Below are 21,697 nucleotides of genomic sequence, written 5' to 3' on the forward strand. Positions count from 1 at the left end.
AGTCTGTCCTTGATCGATCCTAAAGAGTCGCGGGTTCCTCATTGGCCACTCCGGCGCTGGGCGGCCTCGCGCAGCTGCGCGCGGAAGCCCTGGGTGTTCTGCGCCTTGTCAGCCTTGCCGACCATGTCGGCGGGGAAGGGCGCCCACAGCGACGGGTCGGGCAACAGCCCGTCGGCGCTCAGGCTGATGACGCCGTGGCGGCCGTCCACCCAATTCTTGTCCAGCGTTGCCGCGCGGCGGCTTTCGGCCACGGCGCGGGCGACGAACTGGCCCTTGACCTGGCCCAGCTGTGAGCCCAGCGACGGGCTCTCGATTTCCGGCGTGGCGAAGATGTCGATGTGGCTGCCGTCGGCGCCCCAGTTGGACAGCGACAGGCGATCATCGATGCGCTCGACCACCGGCTGCACGAAGATCGCCGGGTCTACGTCCGGGAGGCGGTCACGCGGGTAGCCGTCGTCGCCGAAGCGGTCGAAATGCGGGCCCGGCGGGATGTACGGCGTGGCGATGTCCAGGGTGATGGTCAGCACGGCATCGTCGGTGGCGCCGGCCAGGTCGCTGATGGTGTAGGTGAAGTAGTCCTTGAGCACCTGCCCGAGTCCGGCCGCCGCCAGCACTTCGCGGTTGGTCAGGTCGATGGTGTAGGTGTAGCTGCCGTCGGCGTTGAGAACGAGCGTGCCGTAGCGCCCGGCAATCGGCTGGCCGATCACACCGGCAGTGCCGTTGCCGGTTTCCTGGCCGGTGCGGATGCCGGTGACGGTCAGCGAGTCGCCGCCATCCACGTCGCTGTCGTTGGGCAGCACGTTGCCGCTGGCCTGCGGTGCCGGCGTCTGGTCGGTGGCGCTGTTGCTGTCGTCGCGCGCCACCGGATTGTCGTTGGCACCCTGGATGACCACGGTCAGGCGCGCGTCGGAGGTAGCGCCGGCGGTGTCGCGCATGCGGTAGGTGAAGACTTCCTGCAGCTTCTCGTTGGCGCTGCGCATGGCCTGCACGGCGGGGTTGTCGTTGTCGACGCGGTACTCGTAGCTGCCGTCGGCATTGATGACCAGCTTGCCGTAGAGACCTTGCAGCACGTTTCCGGCATTGACCGTGTTGCCGTTCTGGTTGGTGAAGTCCACGACCGACTTGGTTTCGCCGTACTGCACACCGTCGACGTCGGTGTCGTTGTCGAGCACGTTGCCGCGCGGGTCGACACCGGGGGTGCCGTTGTTGACGCCGCCGGCCTCCACAGCCAGCGCGTTGTCGTCGCTGGCAATCGGCGTGTCGTTGCGCCCGTCGATGGTGATGGTCAGCAGGCCTGGGGTGGCGCCGCCCCAGATGTCCGCGCCCAGGTAGGTGAACTTGTCCTGCAGGGTCTGGCCGCTGGCGCGCAAGGCTTCGACCTCCGGCAGGGAGTTGTCCAGCTCGTAGCTCCAGCTGCCGTCGTCGTTGAGCGTCAGGGTGCCGTACTGGCCACGCAGGCTTTGGCCGGGAACGCTGGCGTCGGGCGGAACGGGGCGGTCGCCGGCCCAGTACGAGACGACGTGCATCACATCCTGCGGGATGGTTGTAATGGTGTCCGGGTCGGTGTCGTTGTCCAGCACGTTGCCCGATGGATTGCTGCCCGGCACGTTGTTGTGCAGGCCGCCGTCTTCGACCGCCGTGCCGAAGTCCGGCTCGGTGTCCGGTGGCTGGTTCTGGCCACGGACCAGGATGATCAGTGTGGCCTGGTCGCTGAGGCCGCCATCGTCGGTGACCTGGTAGGTGAAGGATTCCAGAGCGAACGCCAGCGGGCCGAGGGCGATGATGTCCGCGTTGGTGTTGTCGACGAAGTACTGGTAGCTGCCGTCGGCGTTGATCACCAGGGTGCCGAAGGCGCCGATGATGGTCTGCGGGCTGCCGGGTGTCACCGCCACGGTGCTCACCTGCGCACCCTCCGGGCCGACCGCGATGGTGGTGACGCGCATGTGATCGCCGGCATCGACATCGGTGTCGGCACCGATACCGGCGAAGATCCCGGTCAGGCCGGTGATCACGTTGCCGGTGGGGTTGCGCCCGCCGCTGCCATCGAGGTTGGCTACGGCGTAGTTGATGTCGTCGTTGGCCACCGGGGCGTCGTAGCGGCCTTCGATGGTGATGGTCAGCTGGGCGATGGAAGTGGCGCCAGCGGTGTCATGCATGCGGTAGGTGAAGGCTTCGGTCAGCGAGTCGCCGTTCTTCAGCGCCTGCACGGCGGCCAGGCTGTCGTTGACGGTGTAGGTATAGGTGCCGTTGGCGTTGAGGGTCAGAGTGCCGTAGGTCCCAGCGATCACGCCGCCGCTGGCGGTCAGGTCGATCAGCGTGCCGCCGGCGCCTTTGGTGCCAGTGCGCACAGCGTCGACTACATGGGTTTCTCCGTAAGCCGCGCCGTCCACATCCAGATCGTTGGGCAGCACGTTGCCGGTGGCGGGCGCGCCGGGCGTGGTGTTCAGCGTGCCGCCGGCTTCGATGGCGGCCCCCGTGTCGTCGGCAGCGATGGGGGTATCGTTCTGCCCGTGAATGATGACAGTGAAGGTGCGGGTGACGGTCTTGCCGTTCCCGTCGCTGACGCTGTAGGTGAAGACCTCGCTGAGTGTGTCGTTGTAGGTACGCAGCGACTGCACCGCCGGGTCGAGGTTGTTGACCACGAAACGGTAGCTGCCGTCGGCGTTGAGCAGCAGTACGCCGTAGTTGCCCGCCAGGTCCGCCCCCACGTTGCCGCTGACGCCGTTGGGGTTGACCACGGCGGTGATGGTCAGGACATCGCCGTCGGGATCGACATAGGAGCCCCGGATACTGCCGGTCGGGTCGAGGCCTGCGACGTTGTTGAGCAGGCCGCCGGCCTCAGTGGCGTGGATCACGACGGGTTGCACGACGGGCGGGTCATTCACCCCGCGTACGGTGATCACCAGCTGCGCCTGGTCGGTCAACCCGCCGGTGTCGTGGATGCGGTAGGTGAAGATGACGTCCAGGCTCTGGTTCGCCGTGAGTGCCTGGATGGCCGGATCGGCACTGTTGACCACGAAGGTGTAGGTGCCGTTGTCGTTCAGGCTGAGCTGGCCGAAGTTGCCGCTGATGATGCTGCCGTTGGCCAGCCGGGCGACCGTGCCGGCGATGTTGGTGGTGATGCCGTTGACGACACCGGTCAGGGTGCCGCCGGCGCTTTCCAGGCCGGAGCGCACGCCGTCGACCTTGAGCTTGTCGGCGTTGGGTCGGTCGACGTTGTCGACGTCAGTGTCAGTGCCCACCCCGGCGTTACCGGTGATCACGTTGCCGCTGGCGTTGACCGGTGCCGGGCTGCCGTCGCTGGCGCCGGCCGTGGCGCTGCCGTGGTCGTCCACTGCCACCGGCGCGTCGTTGGCGCCCTGGATGGTGATGGTGAGGGTGGCGATGGCGCTCAGGCCGCCCTTGTCGGTGACCTGGTAGGTGAACTGCTCGGAGAGGAGAGGGTCGCTGGGGGACCGCGCCTGGACCACGGGATTGTTGTTGTCCACCACGTAGCGATAGGTGCCGTCGGAGTTGATCGTCAGGCTGCCGTAGAGGCCCGCAACGGTGGTCGGTGAGCCGGGGGCGACCGGCAGGATAGCGCCACCGCCGGTGCCGTCGAAGCGCACCAGGCTGACGGCCTTGGTCTCGCCATAGACCGTGGCGTCCACATCGCTGTCGTTGGTCAGCACGTTGCCGGTGGCATCGCTGCCGGCGGTGCCGTTATTGGTCCCGCCGGCCTCGATGGCGGCGCCGGTGTCGTTCTGCGCCACGGGGGTATCGTTGGCGCCGTGGATGTCGATGGTCAGGGAGGTGGAGCTGGAAAGGCCGCCGGTGTCGGTGATGAAGTAGCCGAACGACTCGCGCAGCACGTCGCCCGCGGTGCGCAGCGCCTGGACTTCGGCATTGCTGTTATCGACCACGTACTGGAAGCCACCGGTCGCGGTGATGTAGAGCGTGCCGTAGCGGCCGGCGAGGCTGACGACGCCAGCAGCGGGCACCACCACGAAGCCGCCGGTGGAGTTCTCCAGGCGGGTGACCTTGAGGATGTCGCCGTTGGTGGCGATGTCCACGTCGGTATCGTTATCCAGCACGTTGCCCGTGGGGTCGACGCCGACCGTGGCGTTGTTCGAACCGCCGGCTTCGATGGCGATCGCAATGTCGGGACGGGCGATGGGCGCGTCGTTCACCGGGTCGATGACGATGTTCAGGGTGTCGGTGTCTTTCAGGGCGTCGTCGGGGTTCTCGCCGGGGATGCCGTCGCCGTCCGCGTCACCGAAATTACCCTGGTCGTTGGTGACCATGGTGAGGGTTTCGGCATTGCGGGCGGTGTTGAAGTCCTGGTCGCCCTTGTAATAGATCTGGCTGAGCAACACGTTGATCTGCTGCAGGGTGCCGGTGAGCACCAGGGTGCGACCGGCGCTGGCAGGCGGGGCGTCGTTCGGCCCTGGTGCCGTTCCGGTCTGCCAGAGCACGCCGTGGACCACGCTGAGGGTGACGGTCATGACGCCGGCGGTATTGCCGGCGTTGATGTCTACGTCGCTGGTGGCGAGGCCGACGATGTGCAGCACGGTATCTTCCTGGCCATGCTGGTCGGCGACGGTGTTGATCGGCGCTTCGTTGATATGCACGTAGCCGGCATCGGCGATGCCGATGGCGCCTTCGGCCAGGTTCAGGTTGATGTTGCCCAGGCCGACGGTGGAGGTCCCGCTGTCGGAGTCGACGCGCACGTGGAAACGGTTGTTGCTCGCCTGGGCGAAGTTCTGCGCCACCGCCACCAGGTAATTCCCCGAGGGCAGGATGGCGAACTGGTAGGTGCCGTCGGCGGCGGTCACCGTGCTGAAGGTGCGGTCGTCGGCGTTGCCGAACACGCCGTCGTCGCCGGCCCAGGTCAGGGTCACGTCGATGCCGCCCAGGCCAGGGCCGTCGGGCGTCGTGCTGGTGGTGGCGGACTTGGTGTCATCCCACAGGGTGCCTTTCACCACGCCCATGCCGGCACCGTCGCTGAGGATGTAGTTGTTCAGCCCGCCCGCGCCGTCCTGGCCAGTGCGCTCGCCATCGGCGCCGCCGGCGGTCAGTGGCAGCGAGCCGCCCCAGCCGGCGTTCTCGAAGCTGGTGGGCAGGCTGGTCCAGGTCAGGACCGCAGAGCTGGTGACGTCGTCGGGAACGATGGTGTTGGGCAGGGTGACGCTGTAGATCACCTGTACCTTGTCGTTGACGTTCAGCTGGTCGAAGTTGAGCACCACCTGGCCGCCCACCACGCTGGCGGTGACGCCTGCCGGCAGGTTGCCGGTGGTGTAGCTGGTGCCGTTGATGACGATGCTCTGGATCGCGTAGTCGCTGCCGTTGGGGAACTGGTCACGCAGCACGATGTTGTAGGCCGGTACTTCGCCGTTCTGGGTGAAGCTGACCGAGACCGTCGCCTGGGTCGTGCCGGCGACGCTGCCGGTGGCGATGTCGATGACCGACTTGTCCATGCCGGTGAAGCTGGGTTCCACCACGTGCTCGAAGATCGTGGCGCTGTGGCCGCGGTCGACCCCGCCGCCGGTGCCGACGTGTTCGAACACATTCATGCTCAGCTGCGCACCGCTAATGTTTGAGGCGATGTTGGCGACGCGCACGTTGAACTCCAGGATCACCCCTTCGATATCGCCGTCGTTGATCTCGTTGTTGGTCAGGTTGCCCAGGTTGAAGGTGATGGTCCGACCATCAGGGGAAATCTGCAGGCGCCCGCTGTTGATGTTGAAGATGCCGGTGGGCTTGTCGCCGGACAGGTCGGGATGGATCGGCAGCGATACGTCACTGTTCTGGTTGCCGACCATGCCAAGGGTGCCGCCGCTGATCAGGTCGGTGGCGTCGGTAGTGAGGCCGCCAATGGCGCTGGAACCCAGGGCGATAAGGATGTTGTTGAGGTCGGCGGGGATGAACTCCAGCCCGGGAGCCAACTCGATGCGGATCTGGTAATTGGGGTTTACGCCGGTGGGCACCACGATCGCCACGCGGTAGCGGACGATCTCGCCGACCACCACGGTTTCTTCCAGGCCGGCGGTATCGGTAGCGCCGGAGGAGTTGGTCGCCGGCGGCGTGGCGTCGAGGCCGCCGACACGGGAGACCTGGATGCCATTGGTGACGGGAATCAGCAGTGTGTTGATCTGCCGGTAGTCGTTGAGCACCCCGGAATTGAGCAGTCCGTCGTCGCCGCCGCGCTCGCCCGCGCCGGTGTCGGTGGCGTTGCTCAGGCCATCCAGGCTGGTCCAGCGCACCACGACGTTGTTCGTGATGACTGCCTGGCCGGCTGCCGTGTCGTTCACCACGCCCGAGAGGGAAATGATGATGCTGCCGCCATTGGCGATATCGATGTTGGCGCCGCTGGCGGTGACCAGTTGGCCGTTCTGGATGATGAAGTCCACGCCGCCGTTGTTGGTGGCGCCGTTGTAGACCTTGCCGGTGATCACGATGTTGTCCATCTGCGTGGGCAGTATGTTCAGCAGGCTGAGATCGAAGGCATTGGTGCCGGAAGTGTTGCTGATGGTGATGGTGTAGGTGACCGTGTCGCCTTCGTCGAAGCCGCCGTAGGTGGGGGTGGCCGTGACCTGCTGGCTCACCGTCAGGGTCGGCTCGACGATGGTCACCGAAGGTTGCTGCGGGCTGGCGACGGTGCGGTCCACCGCCGTGGCGCCGTTGGGGGTATCGCCGTCGGGGTCGCTGTAGGTCAGCTGCGCGCCGTTGTTCAGGGTGACGCCCTGCTGGTTGCCCTGCACGTTGCTCGCCACCAGCACCAGGCGGATGACGAAGGCGTTGTTACCGATGTTGTTGTCCGCCGTGGAGCCGGCGGCACTGAACAGCAGGTTCAGGTCGCCGCCATCGCTGCCGTCGCCGCTGAAGGTGAGGACGTTGACAGAGCCGGCGAAGGCCTGGGTGAGCGCGCCGCTGAACGGATCGATGCCGTTGTTCGCGGCGTTGTAGATGATCTGGTAGCCCGCCCCGCCGAAGGCCGTGAGGTCCAGGCGCAGGCCCGGCGGAATCAGGTCGGAAAGACGCAGGTTGGCGGTGCTACCTTCGGGCAGGGTGACGACGATGTCGTAGGTCATCTTCTCGCCGATCACCAGGTTGCTGCCGCTGGTGTGGCCGGCGCTGGAGTCGTCGTCGGTGAGGCTGCCGTTCTGGTAGGTCTTGGTGATGGTCGGCGCGGCCACCTGCTGGTTGGCGACTTCGACGATGTCCACCGGAGTGAAGTCCTGCCCGCCCTCAACGCTGGCGTAGTGGGTCAGCGCCGCGCTGCTTTGCAGGGTGCTGGAGGCGAGGATGGCGTTGCTCACCGTGACGTCGTAGGTGATCACCACGACGTTGGCGCCGGAGAGGTCGTTGGCCGTGCCGGCGCGGCCGGCGAGCAGGGTGCCCTGGTTGTTGGGGTCGAGGAAGGTGATGCTGTTGCCGCTGATGCTGTAGTCGACGCCCTGCACCAGCAGGCTGCCGTCGCCGCGATGGATCTGCAGGTTGGCGGTGGACAGGCTGCCGCCGACGAAGGCCAGGCCTGCCGGAAGGGTGATGCTGGTGGACACGTCGAAGGCGTTGCCGCCGCCGCTGTTCTTGATCGCCGTGGCCAGGCGCAGGGTGTCGGCGCCGTCGATGCCGCTGACGTTGCCATCCACTGCCGCCAGGCTGGTCACGCTGCCGCTGAAGGGCGTGCCGGTGGTGCCCGGCTGGGCCCAGGTGCCGGTGGTGCCGGTGACCGTGCCGTTGGTGGTGGAAACCACGCCGTGCTTGATGTCCAGCACCGGTTCGGCGACCGATTCGATGACCGCGACATCCGAGGAAATCAGCGGCGTCTTGTCGATGGTGGTGGTCTGGCTGGACTGTGCCAGCACGTCGAGTTCGCGCTGGTCGGCGTAGGGCTGGTCGCCGACCACCATGGTGAAGCGCACCTGCACGGTGCCGCCGTTGAGGCCGCCGGAAACATAGTTGCCGAAGTCGAAGATGATCGAGTTGCCGGCCCCGGTGGTGACGCTGTCGGGCACGTCGAGGATGCTGTTGCCGGCGCCGAAGCTCCACTGGCCGACACCGTTGCCGATGCTCCAGTTAATGCCCGCCGCGTTGAGCAGCGGCAGCGGCAGGTAGGCGGTGAGCTTGAAGTTCTCGTAGTCCGCCACCAGCAGGTCGTAGGTAATGGTGAAGGTGACCACGTCGCCGGGACGCAGCTCGCCGTTGGCAGGCGGGTTGCCGCCGTTCACCTGGGTCAGGGTGATATCGATGTTGGAGGTGTCGATGGTGCTGGTGGTGCCGGAGCCGTCAGTCTGCTCGCCGCCGATGTTCAGCGAGTCGCGCAGCACAGTGGCATCCACCGTTGCGTTGTTGCTGACGCTGTCGCCCTCGTTGAGCTGGTCATGGGGCGGGTGGTCGGAGGTATAGGTGGTGTCGATGGTCGCGTCGTAGACGATGGACATCCGCGTGGCACCTTCCTGCACATCGTCATCCCAGAGGTCGCCGAACAGCGCATAGAGGCCGGGCCCCTGGACGGCGGCAGCGATGGACGCGCCGATGTCGAAGACCAGCGTGGTGCTGCCGTCGGCGTTCACCGTGGCGGTGTAGATCACCGGGATGACCTGCGACGCGCCGTGTTGCTGGATGACGATGCTCGGCGCATTGGCGGCGGAGAAGGTCTGGCCGTCGCTGAGCTGGTCGGTGACGGTGAAGGTGCCCTGGCCGAGGATGTTCTTGCCGAAGGCATAGAAGTCGGAGATGGCCACATCCATGGTGTAGCGCAGGGTGTCGCCGGGGGTAATGCCGGGGGTGCCGACGTCGGTCTGCAGGTTCACCGTTTTGAGCAGGGTGATCGATTTGGCGACGAAGGTGATACCTGCGCCGTCGCCGGTCACGGTGAAGGGATAACCGTCCGGGTCGGTGGGGCGGTCGCGCGGGTCCAGCGGGTTCCAGTCGCCATTCACCGTGGCGGTGCCGAAGGTGATGGTGCGCGGGTTGCCCGTGGCAGGGTCGAGCACCGGCCGCCCGGCCGCGTCGATCTCCGGTACGTAGAAGCCGACCGTGGTGGTGCTGGCCGCGCTCAGGGTGTCGTAGTGAATGGTGTAGCTGGCGACGAAGGCATTGGGGTTGTTGAGTGCCGCGGCGATCAGCGTCGGGTTGGTCAGTACAGTGCCGTCGTGCAGGGTGATCGAGGTCAGGGTGCCGCCGGCGCCAGGGGTGATGGAGCTGACGTGAACCTGGTCGGGCACCGTCTGGGTAACCGTCACGTTGGTCAGGGTCTGGCCGGGGGCCGGGGTCACTGTCACCGTTTCGGTGCGGGTGAAGTTCGGCCCGGTGACCGTCTCGCCCTCGGGCATGTTCACCGTCTGGGTCACCGACAGCAGCGTCGGGGTGACCACGAAACTGTGCAGCGCCGCTTCCACCAGGGTTGGGTCCTGCGCCGGGTTGTTCAGTGAATCGTTGCCGTACTCGAAGCCACCGCGGGCATTGATGGTGAGATTGGGCGCCCCGTCGGAATAGCTGGTGTCGGCCAGGTTGCTCAGCTGCGCGGTGACCTGGATGCCGATGGCCGGCTGGCCGCTGGTGACGCTGGCGTAGGGCAGCTGCAGCACCACCATCTGGTCGCCGGCCTTCATGCCGACGCTGGCAGCGTTGATCACCAGGGCATTGCCGTTGGCGTCCTTGGCCAGCGGGTGGGTGGCATTGCCGTTGGCGTCGAAGGTGATCACATAGCTGGTCACCGCCTGGCCCAGGTAGGTGGCGGAAACGAAAGTGGCGCCGTCATTGCCGTCGCGGCCGGTGGCCGGCATGAACAGGTCGATGTAGGGCGCGAAGCCGACCTGGGTGGATGGGTTGCTGAAGTTGACGTCGAAGGTGAAGGTATCGCCCAGGCGCACCGCCGCGCCGCCGCTGCCCATGGCCACGGTGGGGCTGGCGTCGGCCAGCAGGCCCTGGAAGCTCACCAGGGTGTCGGCGCTCAGGGCGATGGACTTGTCCACGTCGCCCGTGCGCACTTCCAGGTTCCAGTCGCCACCGGCGCTGGTGGAGCCGGTGGCATTGCTGGAGGCGCCGACGTCCGCGCCGGTCCAGCGTGCCAGTTCGTTGACCAGCGCCTGACCGGCGCTGCCTGCGCCGACGTCGCAGCCGTAGAGCTGGATGTCCGCACCGGTATTGAGCTCGCCGCGCCAGGCGCTCAGGCGATCGCCGAGCTGGTCGACGCTCTGGCTGGTGAAGGTCTGGTTGCCCAGGGTGAACTGGCCGGTGGCGCCGTGGGAGAAGATCTGGATCGAGTCGACCTTGCCCAGTTGCGTCAGCGCGTTGCTGATGGCCGCGATGGCGTCCTGGCCCGCGTCCACCACCAGTGCGGTGGTGCCCACCGGCAGGTTGGCGGCGAGCTGGTCGCGGTTTTCCAGGCGGGCATCGATCACCACCAGGTTGCGCGGCGCCGCCTGTGCGGGGGCGGCTGCCTGGGCGCGAGCCTCGACGGCAGTGGCCGGCTTGGCCGTGTCCTTCGCCTCGGCGGCGGTGCTGTCGTGATGCTGTTGATCGACGGCCGCAGCGGCTGCGCCGTCGAACAGGATGCGTTGTTCCAGCGCCAGGGCGTGGGCAACTGGCTGGAAGAGCTTCGAGCGATATTTGGCCTGCATTTCCCTAATTCCGGCTGGTAAATCCCCAGAGAAAAGCAGTCCTACGCATATCTGCTTACGGAATTGACGCTAGTCGCGATTGGAATTTTCGCCAGCAGAACAGATACATAAGCGACAAATAGAAGCGCTTTTTGTCTCAGAAATGTAACAGCCTTCCTACAAAGACGTCGGCTGCAGGCCTTGGGAACCGCGGCTCCGCGGCAGACGCCTGACGTAGAGCGGATGACGGTGCAGGAAGCTGTCCGAGGAGCCAGTCGGGGTCTTCCAGCGTCTGACGGGCTGGCTGGCACCGGTGAGAAAGCGCCGCCTATGCTGAGTCGTCCATTCCCACTCCGGCCCGCGCCGGTGTCCTCGTGTTCCGTCTACTGGAGACTCGCCATGAACCTGCATCTGTCCGACAAGCTCGCCCTGGTCAGCGGTTCGACCAAGGGCATCGGTTTCGCCATCGCCCAGGGCCTGGCCCGCGAAGGGGCGCGGGTAATCCTCAATGGTCGCAGCCAGGCGTCGGTTGATGATGCGTTGGCACGCATCCGCGACGGGCAGGCCGATGCGAAGGTCGAGGGTTTCGCCGGTGACCTCTCTGACCCGCAGCAGATTGCCGCGCTGGTGAAGCGCTACCCGGCGGTGGATGTGCTGGTGAACAACCTGGGTATTTTCGATCCCAAGCCCTTCGAGGAAATTGCCGACGAGGAGTGGCTGCGCTTCCTCGACGTCAACCTGCTGTCCGGTGTGCGCCTGTCCCGTGCCTACCTGCCGGGCATGAAGCAGAAGAACTGGGGGCGGGTGGTGTTCATCAGTAGCGAGAGCGGCATCCAGATTCCCCTGGAGATGATTCATTACGGCGTCACCAAGACCGCCCAGCTCGGCCTGTCCCGCGGGCTGGCCGAATACTGCGCGGGCACCGGGGTGACGGTGAACGCCGTGCTGCCGGGGCCTACCGCGTCCGAGGGCGTGGGTGATTTCGTCGACAAGCTTTCCGGTGGGCAGCCGTTCGAGCAATTCGAGGCGGAGTTCTTCCGCACCGCGCGGCCAGGCTCGCTGCTGCAGCGCTTCGCCCGCCCCGAGGAGATCGCCAACCTGGTGCTTTATGTCTGCTCGGAGCTGTCTTCGGCCACCAACGGCGCAGCGCTGCGGGTGGATGGCGGGCTGGTGCGCACGGCGTTCTGAGTCAGTCAGCGCTGCGGCTTTCGAACTCCAGCCCCAGCGCCAGGTCGCCACAGCCGAGCTGGCCGAGCCACTGCTGCGCTTTCGGGCCGGCCAGGTGCGCCTCCAGCTCGGCCTGGCTGGCCCAGCGGGTGAGCACCTGCCAGCGATCGGCGGCCAGCTCCTGCAACTCGCTGCCCTGACAGCCGGGTTGCTGGCGGACCTGGGTGACCAATTGAGTGAGATGCTCGCTCAGCGCGGCAGCCTGGCCGGGGAATGCCTGGACGCGAACGATGGCAATGGCGGACGGGGACATGGCGAGGCTCCTTCGTGCTGGGTGGCCATTGGGCGCTGACGCCGGGGGCCGGTAAAGGCCGGAACCGGCTTTCAAAACCGATGCTGGGAGGTTACGGCCGCGCCGCCCCCGGCTGAACTGCCAATTCCAGGGAAAACCGCCGGGCCAATCGTTCTCGGATGGCTATTGCTGATCGGCCGTCGCTGCCCCTGGCATGGAATCGATGGGTATCGCTGTCTGTTCGTCGGAGTCGACGGGGAGCGCAGCGCGCTCCTACAGGGGGAATGAGGCTCAGGCCAACTGCTGCAACAGGTCGCGCACCTTGTCCAGCGCCGGGTCGATGTCCAGCGTGTCGATGGCGCCGAAGCCCAGCAGCAGGCCTTCGCGCACCGGCGCCTGATGGTGGAAGGGCGCCAGCCCGTAGAGGCCGACCTCGACCTTGCGCGCCAGTTCGCAGAGCAGTGCCACGTTGACCGGCTGGCGCAGCAAGGCGGTGAGGTGGAAGCCGGCCACCGAGGGCACTGCTTCCAGCCAGGGCGACAGGTCGCCCGCCAGCCGCGTCAGGATGCGCTCGCGGCGTCCGGCGTAGATGCCGTGGCAGCGGCGGATGTGCTTGAGCAGGTAGCCCTCGCTGATGAACTTGGCCAGCGCCCACTGCGGCAGCGTCGAGCTGTGCCAGTCGGAAATCTGCCGTGCCCGCACCAGCGCCGTGAACAGGCTGGACGGCGGGATCAGGTAGCCCAGGCGCAACTCCGGCAGCAGCACCTTGGAGAAGGTACCGATATAGGCCACCACGCCGTGGCGATCGAGGCTTTGCAGCGCGTCGGTGGGCCGGCCTTCGTAGCGGAACTCGCTGTCGTAGTCGTCCTCGATCACCAGCGCGCCCAGTTCCAGCGCCCGCGCGAGCAAGGCCTCGCGGCGTGCCGGGCTCATCGGCATGCCCAGCGGGAACTGGTGCGAGGGCGTGGTGTAGATCATCCGCGTACCGTCGGGGATCAGGTCGACGCGGATGCCCTCGGCGTCCACCTGCACGCTGGCCACCTCGGCGCCGAGGGTCTGGAAGATCAGCCGCGCCGGGGTGTAGCCGGGGTCTTCCATGGCGACCTTATCACCGGGGCGGAGCATGACGCGGGCGAGCAGGTCCAGTGCCTGCTGCGCGCCGTTGCAGACCATCACGTCGTCCAGCTGGCAGTTCACTCCACGGGCATAGGAGATGTGCCGGGCGATGCCGTCGCGCAACGGGGCGATGCCTTCGGGCGAGCTGTAGTGCCCGCGCAGGCCGGTCATCTGGCGCAAGGCATGGTTCACGCAGCGCCGCCATTCCTCCTGGGGAAACTGCAGCTGGGTGGTGGCGCCGCCGATGAAGTCGGCCTTCGCCGTGCCCGCGCCGGGGTGGCGCAGGCGCGTGTCGAGATCGGCCCAGCGCTCGATGTTGTCCTGGCTGGCGAAGCGCACGCCGTCCTGGCGCCGGGCGTGGCGCGGCAGATGGGTGTTGACGAAGGTGCCGCTACCGATTTTGCCCACCAGCACGCCTTCGTAGGTGAGCTGGGCGTAGGTGTCGGAGATGGTCTTGCGCGAGATGCCCAACTGTTCGGCCAACAGCCGGCTGGGCGGCAGGCGGGTGCCGGCGGCGAGGCGGCCGGAGTCGATGGCTTCGCGCAGCTGACGATAGAGTTGCCCGGCGAGATCCTTCTGGCCGTGGATGATCAGGTGCAGCTCCAAGGGCGAACTCCGCAGCTTCTGGGCAGTGGCGCAAGCGTAGCGCCGGCGCGGGGCGCGGTGAAGTTGCGCGGTCGAAATTCCGCGGATTGGTCACTTGTGGCCGGCACGCCTCGGCGCACAATGGCACGGTCAACTTCTGGAGTGCCGTCATGGAGCCACGCCTGGATTACTACACCGCCTCGCCGGAAGCGCTGAAGGCGGTGCTGGCGCTGGAAGCCGCGATCTTCGAGCTGTCGCTGGAGAAGCCGCTGCTGGAGCTGGTGCGCCTGCGGGTATCGCAGGTGAACAACTGCGCATTCTGCGCCGACATGCATGCCATGGAAGCGCGCCGCAACGGCGAGACCGAGCGACGCCTGTTCGCCGTCAGCGTCTGGCGTGAGTCGCCGTTCTTCACCGAGCGTGAGCGGGCGGCGCTGGCCTGGTGCGAGTCCGTGACGCTGCTGTCCGAATCCAAGGTGCCGCTGGAGGTCTTCCAGCTCGCCCGCGAGCAGTTCAGCGAGCGGGAGCTGGTGGACCTCACCGTGGCCATCGGCGCGATCAACGTGTGGAACCGCCTGGGCGTGTCCTTCCGCCAGCAGCCGCCGGCCTGATCTGTACAGTTGTAGGGCGGATAACGCGTCAGCGTTATCCGCCGTGAGATGGCCGGCGGATAACCTGTTCCAGGTTATGCGCCCTACATGCTGGAACTCCTACGCTCCAGGCGGCCCTCACCCTAGCCCTCTCCCAGAGGGAGAGGGGACTGTTCGGCGAAGGATGAAACCTCAGCGTCAGCCGGCACGGACAGCTCCCTCTCCCCGAGGGAGAGGGCTGGGGTGAGGGGGGAAGCGCGCGCACGATCTCCCCCGGAGCAACGAACGCCTTTAAACCGACCGGCCAAGCGCCTCAGTCCGGCGCAGCGGCAAACAGCACAGCGCCCCAACCAGCAACGCACTGGCTGCCGCTCCCAATGCCGGGATGAAGCTCCCGGTCAGCCCACGCAGGGCGCTGGCCGCCAGCGGCCCGACGATCTGCCCGACGCCATACAGCGCCGTCATCGCCGCGAGCATGTTGAAGCGCACTTGCGAGGCCACAGCTCGGGCCGCCGGCATGGCGATGGTCACGGTGCCCATGAAGCTGCCGCCCACCAGCACCGCGCTGCCCAGGTAAAGGACGGCGGAGTCGCCCAACGCCGGCAACATCACGCCTACCGCCTGCACCAGCAGGTTGAGCGCCAATGCGCGCCGGCCGCCCAGCTTCAGGTGCAGGCGATGCCAGAGAAAGCACGATGGCGCAGCACCGAGGCCGAACGCGGCCCAGACCTGCAAAGCGTCGATGGCGCCCAGGCCACTCTTCATCAGCAGCGGCAGGTAGGTGGCGGTGATGATGTAGCCGAAGCCGGCCAGCCCGTAGACCAGCAGGATGATCGGCGCGGACAGCTCCGGAGCCGGCCCCGCTCCGTTCACTGCCTGATGCGGCCCGGCCGGCGCTTCCCGGCCGAGCGCAGGCGCGGCCAGCAGCGACAGTACCAGTCCGGCCAGCGCCAGCACGCACCAGATCGCCGCGCTGCCCAGGCCGAAGGCGTTGCCAGCGGCGATCAGCTCCGCCGAGACCAGGATGCCGATCCCCACGCCAGCGAACATCATCGGTGCGCCATGGCTTTCGCCCATGCTCTGCAACAGCCACTGCGCGGCGCTGACCAGCGCCATGGCGCTGAGCACGCCGGCCAGCAGGCGCACGCCGATGGCGAACCAGGCCGGTGCCGGAACTGCCATGGCGACGAGGGTAGCCAAGGTGCCGACCAGCGCGATCACGCAGATGCGCGCGGCATGCCTTTCTTGGCTGCGCGCCAGCAGCAGCGCGCCGAGCAGGTAGCCGGCGTAGTTGGCCGAGGCAGCCAGGGAGCCGCCGGTGACGCTGAGCACGCCGTCGCGCACCATCAACGGGTACAGCCCGGTGAAGGCGAAGCGACCGAAGCCCATGCCGACGGCCAGGATCAGTGCCGCCGATAACGCGGCGGGTAGGCGGCGAGCGCGGCTCATGGGCGTGCCTCCAGGGTTTCCCGCCAGCGCTGGAAGGCGCCGGTGGCGTAGCCATCGCGCCAGATCAGCAGGGTGTCCACTTCCATCAGCGGCACCACCTGCAGGTCCGGCGTTTCCCGTTGCAGCTCCAGCACCGAGCGCGGCAGCACGCCGATGCAGGAGCCGGCGTTCACGCAGGCGAGGATGCCGTGGTAGGAGCCCACCTCCTGCACCGCCAACGGCGTGCCTTTCAGCCAGCCTTCCGCCAGTTGACGGTAGGTGCAGCCACGGGTGAAACCGACCAGGGTGCGAATCTGCACATCCTCTGGCCGGTGTACCGGCGGATGGTTGCCCGGCAGCACCAGCAGCAGTTCTTCGCGGAATACCGGCTCGGCGCGCAGGCCCCGCTCCAGCTTCGCTTCGAAGCCCGGCTCGGCGCGAAGGATGTCCGGGTGGGCGATCAGGGCGCAATCCAGCTGGCGGTTCAGCACTTCGCCGAGCAGCTTCTGGCTGTGGCCGGTGGTCATGTGCAGTTCCACCTCGGGGTAGGCGCGGTGGAAGCGCGCCAGCGGCTCGGGCAGGCGGCTGGCGGCGGAGGCCTCCATGCTGCCCAGACGCAGGCTGCCGGTGGCGCTGTGCGGGTGCAGCGATTGCCGCGCCTCGCTGGCCAGGGCCAGCAATTGCTCGGCGTAGCGGAGGAATTCGCGGCCCTGGTCGGTCAGTGTCATGCGCTTGCCGTCGCGCAGGAACAGCGCTGCGCCGAGGTCTTCCTCGAGCTGGCGGATGCGCGTGGTGACGTTCGATTGCACGCGTTGCAGGCGGGCGGCGGCGCGGGTGACGCTCTGTTCCTCGGCCACGCAGCGGAAGATTTCCAGGCTGGAGAGATCCATGATTGATCTTCAGTAGAGAACAAGTTGCCGTTAATATTCTCTTTGTGAGATTGTTGGTCAAGTGCCAATCAGCCAGTCGGCCCTGCCGACCACGAGGACCCCGTCATGCCCATCACCGAACTGCTCGGCATCCAGCACCCCATCATCCAGGCGCCCATGGTCGGCGTGTCCACCCCAGCGCTGGCGGCGGCGGTGTCCAATGCCGGCGGGCTGGGCTCCATCGGCCTGGGCGCGAGCAATGCCAAGCAGGCCCGTGCCCTGCTGGAGCAGACCCGCGCGCTGACCGACAAGCCGCTCAACCTCAATCTGTTCTGCCACCGCCCGGCCGTGGCGGACCCGGCCCGCGAGGCCGCGTGGCTGGAACACCTGCGCCCGCTGTTCGCCGAGTTCGATGCGCAGCCGCCGGCGCAGATCACCGAGATCTACCGCAGCTTCCTGGCCGACCCCGAGATGCTGGAATTCCTCATCGAGGCGCGCCCGGCCGTGGTCAGTTTCCACTTTGGCCTGCCGCCGCAGGACTGGATCGACCGCCTGAAAACCGCCGGCATCCGCCTGCTGGCTACCGCCACCTGTCTGGATGAAGGTCGTGCCATCGAGGCGGCGGGCATCGACGCCATCGTTGCGCAAGGCTATGAGGCCGGCGGCCACCGGGGCGTGTTCGAGCCGGAGAAGGACGCGCGCATTGGCACCTTTGCACTGGTCCGTACGCTGGCGAAGGGCACCGACCTACCGGTGATCGCGGCGGGCGGGATCATGGACGGGCAGGGCATGCGCGCAGTGTTCGAGCTGGGCGCGCAGGCGGTGCAGATGGGTACCGCCTTCATCTCTACCGACGAATCCTCGGCCAACGCTGCATTCAAGGCAGCGCTGCGCGGCGAGCGTGGGGAGCGTACCGAGGTGACGGCGGCGATTTCCGGCCGTGCCGCGCGGGGCATGGTCAACCGGCTGTTCACCGACCTGGGCAGTGCGGATGCGCCAGCGCTGCCGGACTATCCGATCACCTATGACGCCGCCAAGGCGCTGACCGCCGCGGCGACCGCCAAGGGCAACAGCGATTTCGCCGTGCAATGGGCGGGGCAGGGTGCACCGCTGTCGCGGGAGATGTCGGCGGCGGAGTTGGTTTCGACCCTGATGGCCGAGTTCCACGCCGGTTGAGCGTAGGGCGCGTAACCTGGAACAGGTTATCCGCCGGCCCACTCACGGCGGATAACGCTGGCGCGTTATGCGCCCTGCAAGAGCACCCGGGTCAACGGGCGCTGACAGCAGCGGCGGGCTTTTCCCGCGGTCGCCACAGTTCGGCCAGCAGCACGCCGGCGAGGGTCAGCGCACCGCCCACCAGGTGGTAGCTGGTCAGCTGTTCGCCCAGCACCACGGCGGCGATGGCGGCGGTCAGCACCGGCAGCAGGTTGAAGAACAGCGACATGCGGCTCGGCCCCATGCGCTGCACGCCCTGCATCCACGCCAGCGCGCCGACGATGGAGGCCAGCAGGCCCGCATACAGCACCAGCGGCAGGTTGCCGGCGTTCAGGCCATGGTGCGGCGAGGCCAGGTACAGCGGCGCCAGCGCGACGATCGCCACCAGCACCTGCAGGTACAGCATCAGCAGCGGCGGCAGGGGCAGGTTCCACTTCTTCAGCAGCACGCCATACACGCCGTAGGCGAGGGTGGCGACGATCATCATGCCGTCACCCAGGTTCACGCCGTGGCTGATCAGTTGCTGCGGGTTGCCCTGGGTGATCACCAGCAGCACGCCGCCCAGTGAGACCAGCGCGCCCAGCAGCGCGGCGAGGCTCAACTTGTGGCGCAGCAGTACTGATGCCAGTGCGAGGGACATCAGCGGCATCAGCGAGAGGATGATACCCATGTTGGTCGCCGAGGTGAGCGCGGCGGCGTAGTAGGCCAGGCACTGGTAGACGGCCATGCCGAGCAGGCCTAGGGTGACGAGCTTGCCCAGGTTGGCGCGGATCACCGGCCAGTGGGCGAGGGTGGCACGCAGCAGGAAGGGCGTCAGCAGAGCGCCGGCCAGCACCCAGCGGTAGAAGCCGATCTCCGCCGGGGCGATCTGCCCCACGGCGAGCTTGTTGACGACGGTATTGCCGGACCAGATGACCACGGCCAGCAGGGGGAACAGGTAGTTCATGGGATTCTTGCAGGTCTCAGGTTTGGCTTCGGAGTGGGGCTGTTTCCCTCTCCCTAACCCTCTCCCTGAAGGGAGAGGGGACTGTCTAGAGTTGCCGGAAAGTCCAGTGTTAGCCGGCTGACTCTGCTATTGCGCTGAGCGCCAAACGGCTCCCTCTCCCTTCAGGGAGAGGGCTGGGGAGAGGGGCTCCATAGATGGCACCCATTCTCGCCTCGTCCGAAACCAGACGTATAATGAAAACCGGACAATCTACCCCGGCATTCGGACATGACCCGCGTACTGCCGCTCCCGCTTCCCGACATCGACCAGCTGCCCGCCGATCTGTACTTCCGCTACGACGAGTTCGACGCTGGAACCCATTCCCCCAGCCATCGTCACGCCTGGGGCCAGCTCAACTACGCGTCCCACGGGGTGATGGAGCTGGAAGTGGACGGCCAGCGCTTCCTCTCGCCGCCGCAATACGCCGTGTGGGTACCGCCGGGACTCGAACACAGCTGCTACAACCGCCAGGCCATCGTCTACCGCTCGCTCTACGTGTCCGCCGAACTGGCGCGCAAGCTACCGCAGGGGCCCTGCACCCTGGCCATCAGCGACATCCTCAAGGCGATCCTCTCCGACTTCGCCGCACGCCAGGTGAACATCCCGCAGAGCGCCGCCGATCAGCGCCTGGCCGAAGTGGTGATCGACCAGCTGCAGGCCGCGCAGCCCCACGACGACTACCTGCCGTACGCCAGTGGCGGTGCGCTCGGCGAAGTGCTGGCCGCGCTGCAGGCCGAGCCCGGCGACAACCGCACCCTCGCGCAATGGGCCGAGCGCGTGCACAGCACCGAGCGCACCCTGGCGCGGGCCTGTCAGCGGGAGTTGGGGATGTCGTTCGGCGAATGGCGTCAGCGCCTGCGGTTTCTCGCCGCCATCGAGGCACTGGCATCGGGGGGAGGGGTACAGCAGATCGCCTTTAACCTGGGCTACAGCAGCCCTTCGGCGTTCATCGCGATGTTCCGGCGGCTGTCGGGCACCACGCCGGAGCAGTATCGCTCGACCTTCCGCGCCCTGGCGGAAGGCTGAGGCTTACGGCTTGCCGTCCTCCAGGCCCTTCAGGGTCTTGCGGCAATGGATCAGCGCATCGCGCACCATGAAGTTCACCAGGGTCGGGGAGACGCCCAGTTCCTCGGCGATTTCCTTCTGCGTGCGGCCGTGCAGGCGATACATCTCGAAGGCGTAGCGCGTGCGCTCGGGCAGCGTCTGCAGGGCGCTGGAGATGGCCTCCAGGGTCTGCCGGTCCTCGTGCTCGATCTCCGGTGACGCGGACGGCGTCGCGATGTGCATGCCTTCTTCCTCGCTACCCGAGTAGCGCTTCTCCAGCGCCTGGCGGCGATAGAGGTCGATGGCCAGGTTGCGCACCACGCGCATCAGATAGCCGCTCTGCGACTGGATGCCGGGAGTGAGGTCGCTCGCATTGAGCTTGATGTACGCATCATGGACCACGTCTTCGGCATGGCTGCGGCAGCCGAGGATGCGTGCGGCCGCATTGATGAAGGTCTGCCGGTGGGTAGCGAACAGCTCGTGGAGAGCGGGGCGCGACTCGGCGGGCATTGGCTTGGACATGCAAGGGTTTCCTATGCGGCGGCGGAGGCGGGGACGTCCACATGGGTTGAGGCGGCCAATCTAGATCAAATGATAATTATTATCAATTTATTCGAGAGACTCCGACTATCGCTCTGCGACAGGGTTCCCACACAAGTGTGAAGATTTTTCATTCGCATCCATTCGTCAGATCTCTCAGCACTCTGGTGAAGGGCAAGCCAGGAAATTTCGCCGGCGCATATCTTATGAGAATTAATCGCATCCGAGAACACTAACTATTTCATCGTCTCCCTCGTCTTCATGGCAGAGCTGGAAAACATCGGTAATGGCCGGTGGCCGGCATCCCATACAGCGGAAGGAGAAGGGCGATGGCGTTCGATCGCGAAGATGCGGTTTACAAGGTGCTGGTCAACGGCGAAGAGCAGTACTCGCTGTGGCCGCAGTACAAGGAAGTCCCGGCCGGCTGGCGCGAAGCCGGCAAGCAGGGGAGCAAGGCCGAGTGCCTGGCCTTCGTCGAAGCCAACTGGACCGACATGCGCCCGCTCAGCCTGCGGCAGAAGATGGCCGAGGGGCAGTAACCCATGCTGCGTCTGTTCTGCCTGCCGTACTCCGGCGCCAGCGCCATGGTCTATGCACGCTGGAAGCGCCAGCTGCCGAGCTGGATCGAAGTCTGCCCGGTGGAGCTGCCCGGCCGTGGCCGACGCTTCGCCGAAAGGCTGCAGACCGACCTGCGCGCCCTGGCCAGCCAGTTGGCCGATGAAATCGCTGCGCGCCTGGACCAGCCCTACGCCATCTTCGGCCACAGCCTCGGTGGCCTGCTGGCCTTCGAACTAGCCCATGCGCTGCGTGAGCGCGGCCTGCCGATGCCGCAGGCGCTGTTTGCCTCGGCGGCCTCCGCGCCGGCGCGCCGCGACAGCCATCGCGAGTTGGCGCAGGAGCAGAGCGATGCCCAGTTGATCGACCGCATGCGCCGCCTGGGCGGAACGCCCGAAGCGGTGTTCGCCGACGAGGAAATGCTGCGCCTGACCCTGCCGGTGATACGCGCCGACTTCCTGCTCTGCGGCCTCTACGACTACCGCCGCCGCGCGCCGCTGGCCTGCGCGATCCATGTGTTCGGCGGCAAGGCCGACCGGCTTTCGGTGGAGTCCCTGTCCGCGTGGCAGGACGAGACCAGCGCCGGCTTCTCCCTGGAGATGCTCGACGGCGGCCACTTCTTCCTCAATGCCGGCGAGGCGCGCCTGCTCGAGCTGCTGCTCGGCCACCTGCGCCAGCCCGGCCAGTCGACCAGCGCAGCGCTGGCCTGATCGATTCAAGCGGAG

General features: G+C 66.8%; 13 protein-coding genes. 6 read left to right on the forward strand and 7 right to left on the reverse strand.

The window, feature by feature from the left end; translation table 11 throughout:
- Window positions 1-38: 38 nt before the first annotated feature.
- Window positions 39-10,607 carry a cadherin-like domain-containing protein gene (locus tag IB275_RS14130; RefSeq protein ID WP_192295650.1) on the reverse strand — a complete coding sequence of 3,523 codons (10,569 nt, stop codon included), beginning with the start codon at window positions 10,605-10,607 and terminating at the stop codon, window positions 39-41.
- 378 nt (window positions 10,608-10,985) lie between these two features.
- Between IB275_RS14130 and IB275_RS14135 the strand changes: the two genes are divergently transcribed.
- On the forward strand, window positions 10,986-11,774 hold the full coding sequence (locus IB275_RS14135) for an SDR family NAD(P)-dependent oxidoreductase (RefSeq protein ID WP_192295651.1): 789 nt from the start codon (window positions 10,986-10,988) through the stop codon (window positions 11,772-11,774).
- A 1-nt stretch (window position 11,775) separates the two neighbouring features.
- Here the strand turns inward: IB275_RS14135 and IB275_RS14140 are convergent, their stop codons facing one another.
- Both IB275_RS14140 and pdxR read right to left on the reverse strand, forming a co-directional pair.
- On the reverse strand, window positions 11,776-12,066 hold the full coding sequence (locus IB275_RS14140; protein ID WP_192295652.1) for a putative quinol monooxygenase: 291 nt from the start codon (window positions 12,064-12,066) through the stop codon (window positions 11,776-11,778).
- 270 nt (window positions 12,067-12,336) lie between these two features.
- The gene (gene pdxR, locus IB275_RS14145; protein ID WP_192295653.1) at window positions 12,337-13,767 is read right to left on the reverse strand and encodes a MocR-like pyridoxine biosynthesis transcription factor PdxR; all 1,431 of its coding nucleotides are present in this window, start codon (window positions 13,765-13,767) and stop codon (window positions 12,337-12,339) included.
- A gap of 149 nt (window positions 13,768-13,916) precedes the next feature.
- Between pdxR and IB275_RS14150 the strand changes: the two genes are divergently transcribed.
- Window positions 13,917-14,357 (forward strand): carboxymuconolactone decarboxylase family protein, encoded by a 441-nt coding sequence (locus IB275_RS14150; RefSeq protein ID WP_081516986.1) that lies wholly within the window; start codon window positions 13,917-13,919, stop codon window positions 14,355-14,357.
- Window positions 14,358-14,627: 270 nt separating this feature from the next.
- Here IB275_RS14150 and IB275_RS14155 read toward each other — a convergent pair whose 3' ends face one another.
- Both IB275_RS14155 and IB275_RS14160 read right to left on the reverse strand, forming a co-directional pair.
- On the reverse strand, window positions 14,628-15,785 hold the full coding sequence (locus IB275_RS14155; protein ID WP_192295654.1) for a YbfB/YjiJ family MFS transporter: 1,158 nt from the start codon (window positions 15,783-15,785) through the stop codon (window positions 14,628-14,630).
- Window positions 15,782-16,654 (reverse strand): LysR family transcriptional regulator, encoded by an 873-nt coding sequence (locus IB275_RS14160; RefSeq protein ID WP_192295655.1) that lies wholly within the window; start codon window positions 16,652-16,654, stop codon window positions 15,782-15,784. The genes IB275_RS14155 and IB275_RS14160 overlap by 4 nt, the downstream gene beginning before the upstream one ends.
- Before the next feature lie 105 nt (window positions 16,655-16,759).
- On the opposite strand from IB275_RS14160, the gene IB275_RS14165 reads away from it, so the two are divergent.
- Complete coding sequence (locus IB275_RS14165; RefSeq protein WP_192319090.1) at window positions 16,760-17,809, forward strand: NAD(P)H-dependent flavin oxidoreductase; 1,050 nt, start codon at window positions 16,760-16,762, stop codon at window positions 17,807-17,809.
- A gap of 91 nt (window positions 17,810-17,900) precedes the next feature.
- On the opposite strand, the gene IB275_RS14170 is transcribed toward IB275_RS14165, so the two are convergent.
- Window positions 17,901-18,794, reverse strand: coding sequence for a DMT family transporter (locus IB275_RS14170; RefSeq protein WP_192295657.1), 894 nt, complete (start codon window positions 18,792-18,794; stop codon window positions 17,901-17,903).
- A 267-nt stretch (window positions 18,795-19,061) separates the two neighbouring features.
- Between IB275_RS14170 and IB275_RS14175 the strand changes: the two genes are divergently transcribed.
- Window positions 19,062-19,859: an AraC family transcriptional regulator gene (locus IB275_RS14175; RefSeq protein ID WP_192295658.1), complete on the forward strand. Its 798-nt coding sequence runs from the start codon at window positions 19,062-19,064 to the stop codon at window positions 19,857-19,859.
- A 3-nt stretch (window positions 19,860-19,862) separates the two neighbouring features.
- Here IB275_RS14175 and IB275_RS14180 read toward each other — a convergent pair whose 3' ends face one another.
- Window positions 19,863-20,399 carry an RNA polymerase factor sigma-70 gene (locus IB275_RS14180; RefSeq protein ID WP_081516992.1) on the reverse strand — a complete coding sequence of 179 codons (537 nt, stop codon included), beginning with the start codon at window positions 20,397-20,399 and terminating at the stop codon, window positions 19,863-19,865.
- A gap of 347 nt (window positions 20,400-20,746) precedes the next feature.
- Here IB275_RS14180 and IB275_RS14185 point away from each other — a divergent pair, with 347 nt between their 5' ends.
- Together IB275_RS14185 and IB275_RS14190 are read left to right on the forward strand one after the other, a co-directional pair.
- The gene (locus tag IB275_RS14185) at window positions 20,747-20,956 is read left to right on the forward strand and encodes an MbtH family protein (RefSeq protein WP_192211110.1); all 210 of its coding nucleotides are present in this window, start codon (window positions 20,747-20,749) and stop codon (window positions 20,954-20,956) included.
- A 3-nt stretch (window positions 20,957-20,959) separates the two neighbouring features.
- Complete coding sequence (locus IB275_RS14190) at window positions 20,960-21,682, forward strand: thioesterase II family protein (protein WP_192295659.1); 723 nt, start codon at window positions 20,960-20,962, stop codon at window positions 21,680-21,682.
- Window positions 21,683-21,697 lie beyond the last annotated feature (15 nt).

The organism is Pseudomonas sp. PDM21 (genome assembly GCF_014852505.2).
Taxonomy (GTDB): domain Bacteria; phylum Pseudomonadota; class Gammaproteobacteria; order Pseudomonadales; family Pseudomonadaceae; genus Pseudomonas.